The organism is Arthrobacter sp. Cza30, from assembly GCF_059090765.1.
This window is the reverse complement of record NZ_JBNHGA010000002.1, coordinates 244822-257513: the sequence shown is the minus strand read 5'-3', so window position 1 is coordinate 257513 and position 12692 is coordinate 244822. Positions and strand designations below refer to the sequence as shown.

The following is a 12692-nucleotide window of genomic DNA, read 5'->3' as shown; positions in this document are numbered from 1 at the left end:
GCGGGCGCGCGGCAGGGTCTGACAACGCCGGAGGCGGACAGGACAGCCTGTCCGCCTCCGGCGTCTGGTCAGGAGCGGACTCAGTACTCCACGACGGGGGTCAGGGTCACGTTGCCGTCGATGACGGACAGCCGGCCGGTGAAGCCGAACTCCTGCTCGATCTCCCGCTCGACGGAGGCGCCGGTGAACAAATCGATCTCCACGACGTTCAGCTTCGCGACGCCGGTCAGCGGGCTCAGCACCCAGCTGCCCTTGAAGGGTTCTATCTTGACGTCCGGGTACTTCACGATCGACCAGTTGATGGTGTTGTCCTGGACGCGGTCCATCGCGGCGCTGAACGGGCAGCCGGAGGGCTGCAGCACGCGCTGCTCCGCGCACGAGTCGAGGAAGGCGTTGACCTGGGCGCCCAGGTCCTGAACCAGCTTGGGGGTCGCAGCCGTCGCCAGCGAGAGCCGGGCGTCCTGCGCGTTTTCCGGGCCGGTCAGCACGGATTCCACGACCGGGGCGGCGAAGTAGTCGCTCGCGTAGTGCGCCTCGAAGGTGCCGGGATAGAACACCGCAAAGGAATTCTTGCCGTCCGGCAGCGCCACCCGGGTTCCGTTCAGCGAGGCCTCGTTCTCGTTGATCACGTCCACACTGATGGTGGGAAGAGTGCTGGGCACGAAGGACCACTGGTTGAAAAAGATCCACGTGGTGCCGGTCTTTTCCAACGTGAACGTCGAGGTGTGCGGCGCCCCGCCAACCGTGTACTGGACGGGCAGGTCCACCTTGTCCTCGCCCGCCGGCACCGGATCGCCGACTTCCAGGTCTTCGATGTCCTCCACCGAGGCCTTGAGCGCGGCGCCGTCGAGCATGGCGGCGTTGGCATCCGGCACGGTGGCGTGCAGCAGACCGAGCGCCGCCCCGCCGTCGCCGTCTTCCAACGCTTTGAAGTACGCCTTCACCTGGTGCTGCGGGCTGAACACGAACGCATTGACCAGCATGATCGTCACGGCGGCAGCGGCCACGGCAAGCATCAGGCACAGCAGCCACGTGGCCACGGTCCTGAGCACTGTCGAATTTCCCACCCGCCCTACGTTACCTGCTGGGGGCGCCCGTTACCTGTTGGCGCGGTTCCACGGATCGGTGTCAGCTGCGTTACATGCCGGCGGCCGGCCGCTCTGCCATAATCGGCCCATGGAACTGGCAACGAAGGACCTCATGCATCTGCGGCGCTGCGTTGAACTGGCGCGTGAAGCGTTGGACGACGGCGACGAGCCGTTCGGTTCGGTGCTGGTCGATGCCGGCGGCACCGTCGTGTTCGAGGACCGCAACCGCGTCAAGGACGGGGACCATACCCGGCACCCGGAGTTCGAGATCGCCCGGTGGGCCGCCAGGAACCTGCCGCCCGGGGAACGCAGGGCCGCGACCGTCTACACCTCGGGCGAGCACTGTCCGATGTGTTCGGCGGCGCACGCCTGGGTGGGCCTGGGACGGATTGTCTACGCAGTGTCATCCGAACAGCTGGGCCGGTGGTTGGCGGAGTGGGGCGTCGGGCCGGCGCCGGTGGCCGCGCTGCCGATTCAGCAGGTGGCGCCTGGCACCGTGGTCGACGGGCCGTCCGGCGAACTGGCGGACGAGGTCCGCGGGCTGCACCGGCAGTACCACCGGGGCTGAGCGCCGTCGGGGATGGTTACTTGACCGCGAACGGCGGGCGCATCAGCCCGTCGTCCACGGACTCCGCCGGATCGGAGCCCAGGTCGACGATCCTGTTGCCGGCGTCCACGTGCACCACCGACGGAACGAAGGACCTGGCCTCGTCGTCGGTCATGTCGGCATAGGTAATCAGGATGACGAGATCGCCTTCGTGCACCAGGTGGGCGGCGGCACCGTTGATGCCCAGCACGCCCGAGCCGCGTTCGCCGGCGATGGTGTACGTCTCCAGCCGGGCGCCGTTCGTGATGTCCACGATGGAAACCAGCTCGCCGGGAAGGATGTCGGCGGCGTCCAGCAGGTCGAGGTCCACGGTCACGGACCCGACGTAGTGAAGATCCGCGTGCGTGACCGTGGCACGGTGGATCTTGGACTTGAACATTTTGCGCATCATCGCCTCCCAGTTTAGTCCCCGCCCCGGCCGCCCCCGAAAGGGTTCCCGATCTGGCCCGCCGCAGGCGGCGGGTCTAGGGTGTACCCACAGGGGGCAACAACCTGCTTCAGCGAGGGCGATCGACGCAGGAGGCATGTGATGAGTTCGGAAATCGGCAGCAGCCGGCAGGACGGCGGGGTGCGGCCGGGCGACGATGTTCCGGCAGCCGCCCGCGCACCGCGGGACGGCGGGACCGAGCCCGCGCAGGCCGACCCTCCGCCGACCGAGGCGATGCCGGTGGCGGGCCGGGACCGCACACGCAACGACCGTCCGGAAACGGCCGAGTTCGGCCGCCGGCCCACGGCGGACGGCATGGACCCCGACGCCGCCGGCGGGAGCCCGGATGACGGGATGTACGCCGAGCGGAGCTACCGGGACACCAGCGCCTACCGCCCCGAACCGACCCTCGACGAGGACTTGCTGTACCAGCGGCAGCACAATGCCTACGGCGGGCTGAGGCTGGGGTCGGCGTTTTTCGGCTGGCTGGCCGCCACGGCCATGATCGTGTTGCTCGCCGCGGCCGCCGCCGGCGCCGCCGCGGTTTTCGGCCTCGCCAACGAGGCGGACGTGCGCGGCCGGCTGGACGACATCTCCGCCGGCAACGGGCCGGACGCCATGATCGCGGGGGCGGCATTGGCGGCCGGCATCCTGATCGCCTATTTTGCCGGCGGCTACGTGGCCGGACGGATGGCGCGGTTCGACGGCGTCCGGCAGGGCTTCGCGGTCTGGCTTTGGGGCCTGGTCATGGCGGTCATCGCGGGCGTGGTCGGGCTGTCCGCCGGCGGGCTCGGCCTGCTGACGGGACCGGCGCCGGTTATCGACCGCCCCATCGGGCAGTTGGCGGTGCCGGCCCTGGTGGCGCTGGCCGTGGTGCTGCTGGCGAGTCTCGCCGGGGCGCTTCTGGGCGGTGCCGCGGGCATGCACTACCACCGGGCCATCGACCGTGCCGGCTTCGTGCCGGACGACGACGAGTAGGGCGGCCGCTTCCCGCAGGGACGGGACAAACAAAGGCACCCCGGTCCGAGGGGCCGGGGTGCGCAGTGCGGGTGGAGCGGGCGACGGGAATCGAACCCGCGTATCGAGCTTGGGAAGCTAGCGCTCTACCATTGAGCTACGCCCGCACAGGATCCGCCGTGCAGGCGGATCCGGTCAACAACGAAACCGAGTTTACCCCAGTTCTGCGGCTGGCCGGAATTCAGGCCGGCTGGCCGGCCGTGGAGGCTTCCCGTTCGCGGGCTTCGGCGATTTCCTCTGCCCGGGCACGGTTGGCTTCCTCCGTCAGCGCCGCGCCGGCCGAGGCATCACGGGTCAGGTTTTCACCGGTCTCGGGGTCGAACAGGTGCATCTTCCGGGTGTCCAGCCACAGTTCGGCGGAGCGCCCGCCGCGAATCCGGCTGGCGGCATCCAGCGTGACCACGATCTGCGGCCGCAGTTCCTCGGCGTCCATCTCGCTGGCCAGCGAATTCAGCAGCTCCCGCACGGCGGGGTCCGGGTCGAAGTTGATGTATCCGTACTGCTCGTTGCCCAGCCACTCGGTGTGGGTCAGTTCGGCGATGAACGTGGATCCCCGGTCCTTCTTGTGTTCTTCCACCAGGGAGGCGTCCTCAAAGAACTCGGGCCGCAAACCCGCGAGCACTACCTTCCTGCCTTCGGCCGCCCTGGCCCTGTCACCGGACACGGGGATGTCGCCGATCGGCGTCTTCAGGACGTTGCCCTCCAAGGTGGCCGGCAGGAAATTCATGGACGGCGATCCGATGAAGCCCGCCACGAACAGGTTGACGGGCTGCTCGTAGAGTTCCCGCGGGGAAGCGATCTGCTGCAGCAAGCCCTTTTTCAGCACCGCCACCCGGTCGCCAAGGGTCATCGCCTCGGTCTGGTCGTGCGTGACGTAGACGCTGGTGACTCCCAGCCGCCGTTGCATCTGCGAGATCTCGGAGCGCATCTGGCCGCGCAGCTTCGCGTCCAGGTTGGACAGCGGCTCGTCGAACAGGAAGGCATCGGCCTGACGCACGATCGCCCGGCCCATGGCCACGCGCTGCCGCTGGCCGCCGGACAGGTTCCCCGGCTTGCGCTCCAGGTGGTCGGTCAGTTCCAGGGTCTTCGCGGCGTCGGTGACGCGCCTCCGGATATCGTCCTCGGTGAACTTACCCTTGGCCAGGCGCAGCGGGAACGCGATGTTCTCGAACACGGTCAGGTGCGGGTAGAGGGCATAATTCTGGAACACCATGGCCAGGTTCCGGTCCCGAGGGGCCTTCTCGTTGACGCGCTCGCCGTCGATCAACAGGTCGCCGGAGGTGATGTCCTCCAGCCCCACGATCATGCGCAGGAGGGTCGACTTGCCGCAGCCGGACGGTCCCACCAGGATAATGAACTCGCCGTCGGCGATGTCGATGCTGACGTCGTTGACGGCGGCGAAACCGTCGCCGTACTCCTTGACGAGGTTCTGCAGCGTGATCGATGCCATGGGATTTCCTTTCCTGCCGCGGGCTCAGCCCTTGACGGCGCCTTGGGTCAGGCCGGAGACGATTTGGCGCTGGAACAGCAGGACCAGCAGCACGATGGGAATGGTGACGATGATGGCCGCCGCGGAGATAGCGCCGACGGGGGATTCGAACTGGGAGGCGCCGGTGAAAAACGCCAGCGCCGCGGGAACCGGCCGCGCCGCTTCGGTGGACGTCAGCGAGATGCCGTAGACGAAGTCGTTCCACGCGATGAAGAAGGCGATGATCGCCGTCGTAAAGACACCGGGTGCGGCCAGCGGCACGATGGCCTTGCGGAACGCCTGCCAGGTGGTGGCCCCGTCAACCTGTGCGGCCTGTTCCAGTTCCCACGGGATCTGGCGGAAGAACGCGGCCAGGGTCCAGATGGAGATCGGCAGGGTCAGCGAGAGGTAGGGGATGATCAGCCCGGGCCAGGTGTCATAGAGGCCGACGTTCCGCCAGATGTTGAACAGCGGCGTGACGATCGAGATCACCGGGAAGATGGACACGGCCAGCGCGGTGGTCAGGATGACCTTCTTGCCGGGAAAATCCAGCCGCGCGATGGCGTAGGCGCACAGGGTGGCCAGCACGACGGCGATGAAGGTCGCGATCAGCGCGATGCCGATCGAGTTCCGCAGCGAGCTCAGGAACAGCTCCTGCGCCGAGCCGACCAGGATCTGCTCGTAGTTCGAACCCGTCCAGGTGTTGGGCAGGAACTGTCCGGAGGTCAGTTCGCTGGGCAGCTTAAACGAGGTGGCCAGGATGGACGCTACCGGGAACAGCGCATAAATAAGCACCAGCACGGAGATGATGGTCCAGATGACCCGCTCCTTGGTCCGCGACGCTCTCATCACTTGCCTCCTCTCTGGCCGGCGAGGTCCACTTTGAACAGCTTGACGGCGATGAAACAGATCAGCAGTACGCAGACGAAGAGCAGCACGGACACCGCCGAACCCAGCCCGATTTCCAGCCGCCCGATCGAGGTCCGGTAGGCCAGCAGCGACAGCACCTCGGTGCCGAACGCGCCGTTGGTCATGATGAACACGTTGTCGAAGATGCGGAACGCATCCAGCGCGCGGAACAGGACGGCCACCATGATCGCCGCCTTCATGTTCGGCAGGATCACCCGCCGCATCCGCTGCCACCAGGTGGCGCCGTCGACCTCCGCCGCCTCGGTGAGTTCGTCGGGGACCTGGGCCAGGCCGGCGAGCAGCAGCAACGAGATGAACGGCGTGGTCTTCCAGATCTCGCTGGCCATGATCACGCTCAGCGATGTTCCGGTGTTGGCGAACCAGTTCAGGTCGGGATCAATCCCGGGCACCCAGTCGAACCATGAGTTCACGAAGCCGGAGTTGATATCGAACATGTAGAACCAGGCGAACGCAGACACCACGGTGATGATGCCGTATGGAACCAGGATCGCGGTGCGCAGCCAGCCTCGCACCGCCTTCAGCGCCTTGTGCATGACCAAGGCCAGCGCGAAGCCCAGGACGAGTTCGACGACGACGGTCACCACGGTGATCAGCAGCGTGACGCCCAGGTCCCGCCACCAGACCATGTCCGTGAGGATCACGCCGTAGTTGCCCAGCCCGATGAACTCGCGCTCGTCGGGCGCGGTGAGGCGGTAGCTGAAGAGCGAGTCGAACACGGCCTGCAGGATCGGGTAGGCGGTGACGGCCAGCATGATGACGAAGGCGGGACCGGCCAGCAGCCAGCCCAGCCGCCGCTCGGCCTTGGCACGGTCGCTGTACTGCTGGACCGCGCGCCGCCGCCCGGCCCGTCCGGTCCCGCTGGCGGGCTGGGTGGGGATTTCGGTCGAGGTGCTCACAGCAGGTTCTCCCCCCGTAGAACGGAGACGATGAAGTCTGAGGTTTCCTGCGGCGTCGTGGCCGGATCCACTTGCGACGGCGGGGCGAAATTCTGCTGCAGGCTGGTGGAAACTTCGTTGTAGAAGACGGTCTGCGGCCGCGGCGCGGACAGCTCCAGTGATTCGCGGATGGTGTCCGCCATCGGGAAGGACTCCTCGATCCGCGGATCTTCGTAGGCCTCCGTATTTGAAGGCGGGTTGCCGTTGGTGATGAAGTACTCGGCCTGGTTCTCGGGGGTGACGATGCATTCGATGGCCGCGTAGGCCAGGTCGGGATGCTCGCTCGCGGCGCCGACGCCCAGATTGATGCCGCCCAGCGGCGGGGCGGCGGGGTCGGTGTCGTTCATCTGCGGGTAAAGCGTCCAGCCGATGTCCTCGATCAGCGAGGGGTCCACCGTGCCGTCTTCCGCGGCGGTGTTCGTGGCCGGCCAGACGAACGGCCAGTTGACCATGAACGAGCCCTCGTCGCCCTGGAACAGGATCATGGAGTTGTTCTCGTCCTGGGTCGGCAGCCCGGGGCCGCCCAGCCCCTCCCGGCCGATGGTGGAGATGACTTCCGCCGCAGCCGTCCCGGGCTCCCCGGCCAGCCCCAGCTCTATCTGGTCGGCGTCCGCCTCGGGGTTCTCCAGGATTTGCCCGCCTGCCGATTCGACCAACGCGTTCAGCCACACGGTCATGGACTCGCCGCGCTGGCCCTGGACGCCCAGGAACTTCTCCTGCTCGGCCGCGGCATCCATCAGCTGCTGCCAGGTGACCGGCTGCGTCATGTCCAGACCGGCGGCTTCGGCCACCGACTTCCGGTACCACAGCAGTTGGGTGTTGGCCCAGAACGGGACGGTGACCAGCTCGTCTTTCCATGTGGCCCCCGCGAGCGCGCCTTCCACGACGTTCTGCGTGGTGCGCTCCGCAACATCGTCCGGTACCGGCGCCAGGAACCCGGGCTCGGCCAGTTCGGGGATGAACGGCGGGTCCAGGCTCATGATGTCCAGCGACGAATCGCCGGCGGCAAGGCGCCGGGCAAGCTGCTCCCGCTGGGAGGCCGCGTCATTGGGCAGCAGCGACGTCTCGATCCGGTACTCGCCGTCCGCCTGATCGGTGCACAGCTCGGCGATCGTCGCCTGCCCGCCGTCGTCGGGGTTGATGTACCAGGTTAGGGTGGGGGTTCCATCCTCGGGGCTGCAGCCCGCCAGCAGCGTGGCTCCCAGCGCCAGCGTCACCGCCGCCCCCAAGCGGGCCGTCGCGCGCCGGCGGCGCCGCCGGTTTTCGTCCTTGGGCATCGGCATGAGCCTCCCATTCTGGTAGACGCACTGGCCGCCCGGCTTCCGTTGCGCTTTGTGCCACGCAGCCTTGTGAAATAGAGCGTATTCTCCTGCAGGCGAATGCGCCATGGTTCGGGGGAGGTCGGGGGACTGCGGGCCGGGGAATACCGCACGCCGGGCGGCACGTTGTGCCCCGTACCGCCGGGCAAGTGCCCGGCAATTGATTGAGGGAAGGCGAGCATGACCACTCCACGCGACGAGACCCGCCGGCGGGAAAGCTGGCTCCGGTTCAGGGACAACCGGAACCAGGCGCTGGCAGCGGAGCACGGCTGGCTGACGCTCACCTCGCTGCAGTGGCTGCCGGCCGAGCCCGCGCGGATGGAAAAGATCAGCGGCCTGTGGAGCGCCACCGGGCCGGCATCCGGCGGCGGCCACGCCTCGTTGACGGCGGGCGCCGAGGACGGCCTGTACCTGGCAGACAGCGGGGAGCCGGCCGTCGGTACCTTGACGGCGTCCCTGGGGAACGAGGAGTCGCTGCTCTGGGTGCGCCGCGGCAGCATCGCCGTCGAATTGGCCGTCCGCGGCGACCGGTACGCCATCCGGACCCGGGACAACGACTCGCCCAACCGGCAGGACTTCGACGGGGTCCCGGTTTTCGATTACAACCCGGACCTGGTGGTGGCCGGCCGGTTCGAGGCGTATCCGGAGCCCCTCACGCTGCAGATAGCCACGTCGAACCCGGACGTGGGAGGCATCGCCACCGCCGTCGGCACGGTCAGCTTCGAATTGGGCGGAACCGTCCATACCCTGGTGGCGGAGCAAGAGAAACTGGGCGCCTTGTCGCTGAACTTCCACGACGAAACCAACGGAGACAGCACCGCCGGCTGGCGTTCCGTGGTGACCCGCCGTCCCGGCCCCGACGGCACGGTGCTGATCGATTTCAACCGGGCCACCAACTTTCCCAGCGCCTTCACCGAGTTCGGCACCTGCCCGATGCCGGTGGAAGGCAACATCATTGCGGCGCCGGTGGAGGCCGGGGAGCGCCGCATGGGCTGAGCATCTCCCGGAAAGGTGGCGCTTGCGGCTTCTCTGCGGCAGGATCGGCGGATGGAACCAACGGCGGAGGATTTCCGCACCATCACCGATGACCTGGCCGGCCGCTTGGCGGAGCTCCCTGACGATGCCTGGGACAAGCCCGCGCTGGAGCTGGAGTGGAGCTGCCGCGAGACGGTGGCCCACATCATGGACGACTTCGCGTTCTACGCCCTGCAGCTGTCGGGGCGGAACCCGCCGCAGGACGGCTACGTGGCGCTGCTGGACCCTCCGCCCTGGCGCCCGGGCGGGCCGCAGATCCTGTTCTGGCCCGACCCTGCCACGGGAACGGCCGGCATCGCCAGTTGTTTCGATGCCGCCGCGGGACTGCTCTACGCGGTGACGGCCGCGGCCCCCCACACCCACCGCGGTTACCATCCGGCCGGGACCTCGGACGCCTCCGGTTTCGCGGCGATGGGCATCGCCGAAGCCGTGTTGCACGGATTCGACATACTAGCCGTCCACGGGGTCGGCTACCGGCCCGACGACGCCGTCATCAGGCGGGTGCTGAACCGCATCTTCCCGGCGGCGCGGCGCACCGACGATCCCTGGCAGGATCTGCTCCACGCCAGCGGCAGGACGCCCGAAACCCGCGGCCGGACGTGGCGGTGGGACTCCTCGGTCCGCGGCTGAGGGGCCCCAGCGCGGCGGCGGGGCATTCGCGGCGCCGGGGTCGTAGGCTGGTAGCAGGCCTGCAACGAGGCAGGAGGACCGACGGAAGCCGCCATGACCGTAGACAAGAACACCCGACGTCTCGAGGACGAGATCGAGACTGATTTCTCGGACAAGATGAGCTATGGCTCCTACCTGTCCCTGGGCCAGTTGCTCTCTGCCCAGCACCCGGTCAGCAGCCCGGAGCACCACGACGAGATGCTGTTCATCATTCAGCACCAGACGTCCGAGCTGTGGTTGAAGCTGGTGCTGCACGAGCTGCGCACCGTCCGGCAGAAGCTGCGCGACGACGACTTGCGGTTCGCCATGAAAGGCATCGCCCGGATTAAGCACATCCAGCGCTCGCTGACCGAGCAATGGTCGGTGCTGGCCACGCTGACGCCTTCCGAATACGCCGAATTCCGCGGCGATTTGGGTGCGGCGTCGGGCTTCCAGTCCTACCAGTACCGTGCCGTGGAGTTCCTGCTGGGCAACAAGAACAAGGGCATGCTGGCCGTCTTCGCCGACGATCCGGCCGCCCAGGCCATGCTGGGCGAGCTGTTGGAACAGAGCAGCGTGTACGACGAATTCCTGGCCTACCTGCACCGGCACGGCTACCCGGTTCCGGCGGAGCTGCTGGACCGTGATGTGACCGAGGCCCACGAGTTCAACCAGGAACTGGTAGGGACGTTCAAGGCCGTCTACGAGAATGCCCGCGCGAACTGGGACGTCTATGAGGCCTGCGAAGAACTGGTGGACCTGGAAGACAACTTCCAGCTCTGGCGCTTCCGGCACCTGAAGACGGTGGAGCGGACCATCGGGATGAAGCATGGCACCGGCGGATCCTCCGGCGCCGGCTTCCTTCGCCGGGCGCTGGAGCTCACCTTCTTCCCGGAGCTGTACGCGGTGCGCACGGAAATCGGCAAAGCCTGACCACCGGCTTCGAAGCTGCCGGCGGAGGCCGTTCGTTCCCCCGCCGACAGCGGCCCGGTGGCCGCCACCGAGGGTGCTGCGGCCCGCCTGGTTCAATCGTCGCACCGCTGACACCGTTCCGAACAGGGGCCCGGTGCAAAAGCCCGGGCGGCGGCCGCGTCATGCGTCAGGGGAGAGCGCCGGTCCCGTGTATTTTTGAAGGGTGCTGATCTCCGACCGCGATATACGTGCCGAACTGGACTCCCAACGCATCGTCCTGGATCCGTTCCAGCCGGACATGATCCAGCCCTCAAGCGTCGACGTGCGGCTCGACCGGTTCTTCCGGCTGTTCGACAACCACAAGTACGCCCACATCGACCCGGAGCTGGAGCAGCCGGAGCTGACCCGGCTGGTGGAAGTGGACCCCGAGGAACCGTTCGTCCTGCATCCCGGCGAATTCGTGCTCGGCTCCACCTACGAGACCGTGACGCTGCCCCATGACATAGCGGCCCGGCTGGAGGGCAAATCCTCGCTGGGCCGGCTGGGCCTGCTGACCCACTCGACCGCAGGATTCATCGATCCCGGTTTCTCCGGACACGTGACGCTGGAACTCTCCAACATGGCGACGCTGCCGATCATGCTCTGGCCGGGCTCCAAGATCGGCCAGTTGTGCTTCTTCCGGTTGTCCTCGCCGGCGGAGCATCCGTATGGTTCGGGCGAATACGGCAACCGTTACCAGGGCCAGCGCGGCCCCACGGCTTCGCGCAGCTACCAGAACTTCCACCGCACCGTCATCGAACGCTGACGCCGGCCGGGCGGCTCAGGCGCGGGGCGTACTGGCGCGCTGGATCCGTGCCGGTGTCTTGACCGGCAGCAGCGCCAGCAGGCCGGCGACCAGCACGACGAGGATACCCAGGATGCCGTGACGCTGTTCGCCGAAGACAGTGATGAACAGCGCAAACAGGGACGGGGCCAGGAAGCTGACGGCGCGCCCGGTGGTGGCGTAGAGGCCGAAGAATTCGCCCTCCTCGCCGCGCGGCGCGAGCCGGGCCAGGTAGGCCCGCGACGACGACTGGGCCGGCCCCACGAACAGGCACAGCAGCAGGCCGAAGACCCAGAACGTGGTGTCGCCGGTCCAGGCGTTGCCCAGGAACATGTGGTTGTCCGGGCCCAGTGCGAAAATGGCGACGGCGGCGACGATCAGCCCGACCAGTGCCCCTACGATGACGTTCTTCGGGCCGATGCGGTCGTCCAAAATCCCGCCCGCGACCGCGCCGATCGCGGCGACGACGTTTCCGGCGATGGCGAAGACGATCACCTGGCTGAGCGAGAAGCCGAAGGTGCCGGCGGCGATCACCCCGCCGAAGGTAAACACCGCCGCGAGCCCGTCGCGGAAGATGGCGCTGGCGATCAGGAAGAAAATCGTGTGCGGGCTGGAGGTGAAGATCGCCTTGATGCGGCGGAAGAGCAGCCCATAGGACGCAAAAAAGCTCAGCGACGCGGCGGCAGGCTGGCGCGGGATCTCCGGGACGGCGAACAGTACCGGCAGCGCGAAGGCCATGAACCACACGGCGCAGAACACCGCCACCAGGCGGATGTTCAGTCCGTTCTCCGCCGTCGCGCCGAACCAGCCGGTTTCGGGCAGGACAAACCCGACCAGCACCAGGGCCAGCGCCACGACCCCGCCGACGTAACCCATGGCCCAGCCGAAGCCGCTGACCTTGCCGATGGTCGACGGCGTGGAGATCTGGGTGAGCATCGCGTAGTAATTCACGTTCGCGAACTCGAAGAAGATGTTGGCCAGCGCAATGAGTCCCACGCCCAGGAAGAGGAAGCCGGGGGAGGGGAAGACGAAGAAGCACAGGCCGGTCAGTACCGCGACGGCGACGCTGTTGAGCCCGAGCCACAGCCTGCGGCGGCCCCCGGTGTCGGAGCGTTGCCCGGTGACCGGGGCGAGGAGGGCGATGGCCAGCCCGGCGATGGCCAGCCCGTAGCCGAGGATTTCGGACGCGAAGGCCTCGCCGCCGAAGGCGTCGCTGGTCAGATAGACGGTGAACACAAAGGTCGTCATGACCGCGTTGAAGGCGGCCGAGCCCCAGTCCCAGGAGGCCCAGGCCAGGACGTGCTTTTTATTCAACCGCTCCGCGGCCGCGCCGCCCGCCGTGTGGGTTGCCGGAATGCCGGCCGACTCAGTCATACCGCGATGCTATCCGTTTCGCCTGCTGCGAACTTTGAGCAGCGCCGGGAGCCGCGTGAATCTTTGGCGAACAGCGAGATCACCCACCCGCCGCGGCCCTCCCGGCGGC

General features: G+C 67.6%; 13 protein-coding genes and 1 tRNA gene. 6 read left to right on the top strand and 8 right to left on the bottom strand.

Annotation, left to right across the window (positions count from 1 at the left end):
• Positions 1-80 precede the first annotated feature (80 nt).
• Positions 81-1067: a hypothetical protein gene (locus AC5RVZ_RS06460; protein ID WP_494064954.1), complete on the bottom strand. Its 987-nt coding sequence runs from the start codon at positions 1065-1067 to the stop codon at positions 81-83.
• 109 nt (positions 1068-1176) lie between these two features.
• Here AC5RVZ_RS06460 and AC5RVZ_RS06455 point away from each other — a divergent pair, with 109 nt between their 5' ends.
• The gene (locus AC5RVZ_RS06455) at positions 1177-1656 is read left to right on the top strand and encodes a nucleoside deaminase (protein WP_494064953.1); all 480 of its coding nucleotides are present in this window, start codon (positions 1177-1179) and stop codon (positions 1654-1656) included.
• 16 nt (positions 1657-1672) lie between these two features.
• Here the strand turns inward: AC5RVZ_RS06455 and panD are convergent, their stop codons facing one another.
• Complete coding sequence (gene panD / locus AC5RVZ_RS06450) at positions 1673-2086, bottom strand: aspartate 1-decarboxylase (RefSeq protein ID WP_494064952.1); 414 nt, start codon at positions 2084-2086, stop codon at positions 1673-1675.
• 138 nt (positions 2087-2224) lie between these two features.
• On the opposite strand from panD, the gene AC5RVZ_RS06445 reads away from it, so the two are divergent.
• A complete protein-coding gene (locus tag AC5RVZ_RS06445) occupies positions 2225-3100 on the top strand; it encodes a hypothetical protein (protein ID WP_494064951.1) in 876 nt (291 codons plus the stop codon).
• A gap of 72 nt (positions 3101-3172) precedes the next feature.
• Here the strand turns inward: AC5RVZ_RS06445 and AC5RVZ_RS06440 are convergent.
• The 5 genes from AC5RVZ_RS06440 to AC5RVZ_RS06420 form a co-directional block, all read right to left on the bottom strand.
• A tRNA-Gly gene (locus AC5RVZ_RS06440) sits at positions 3173-3246 on the bottom strand.
• Positions 3247-3320: 74 nt separating this feature from the next.
• A complete protein-coding gene (locus AC5RVZ_RS06435; RefSeq protein ID WP_494064950.1) occupies positions 3321-4589 on the bottom strand; it encodes an ABC transporter ATP-binding protein in 1269 nt (422 codons plus the stop codon).
• 24 nt (positions 4590-4613) lie between these two features.
• Positions 4614-5456, bottom strand: coding sequence for a carbohydrate ABC transporter permease (locus tag AC5RVZ_RS06430; protein WP_494012903.1), 843 nt, complete (start codon positions 5454-5456; stop codon positions 4614-4616).
• Positions 5456-6415, bottom strand: coding sequence for a carbohydrate ABC transporter permease (locus AC5RVZ_RS06425; RefSeq protein WP_494065503.1), 960 nt, complete (start codon positions 6413-6415; stop codon positions 5456-5458). Before AC5RVZ_RS06425 ends, AC5RVZ_RS06430 begins: the two co-directional genes overlap by 1 nt.
• A 14-nt stretch (positions 6416-6429) precedes the next feature.
• Positions 6430-7749, bottom strand: a complete 1320-nt coding sequence (locus AC5RVZ_RS06420) for an extracellular solute-binding protein (RefSeq protein WP_494064949.1) — start codon at positions 7747-7749, stop codon at positions 6430-6432.
• A gap of 222 nt (positions 7750-7971) precedes the next feature.
• Between AC5RVZ_RS06420 and AC5RVZ_RS06415 the strand changes: the two genes are divergently transcribed.
• From AC5RVZ_RS06415 to dcd, 4 genes are all read left to right on the top strand, one after another.
• A complete protein-coding gene (locus AC5RVZ_RS06415; protein ID WP_494064948.1) occupies positions 7972-8787 on the top strand; it encodes a DUF1684 domain-containing protein in 816 nt (271 codons plus the stop codon).
• Between the two features lie 51 nt (positions 8788-8838).
• A complete protein-coding gene (locus AC5RVZ_RS06410) occupies positions 8839-9456 on the top strand; it encodes a DinB family protein (RefSeq protein ID WP_494064947.1) in 618 nt (205 codons plus the stop codon).
• 93 nt (positions 9457-9549) lie between these two features.
• Entirely contained in the window at positions 9550-10407 is an 858-nt protein-coding gene (locus tag AC5RVZ_RS06405) for a tryptophan 2,3-dioxygenase (protein ID WP_494064946.1), read from the top strand.
• A gap of 202 nt (positions 10408-10609) precedes the next feature.
• Complete coding sequence (gene dcd, locus AC5RVZ_RS06400; protein ID WP_494064945.1) at positions 10610-11191, top strand: dCTP deaminase; 582 nt, start codon at positions 10610-10612, stop codon at positions 11189-11191.
• A gap of 15 nt (positions 11192-11206) precedes the next feature.
• Here dcd and AC5RVZ_RS06395 read toward each other — a convergent pair whose 3' ends face one another.
• On the bottom strand, positions 11207-12583 hold the full coding sequence (locus AC5RVZ_RS06395; protein ID WP_494064944.1) for an MFS transporter: 1377 nt from the start codon (positions 12581-12583) through the stop codon (positions 11207-11209).
• Between the last annotated feature and the right edge of the window lie 109 nt (positions 12584-12692).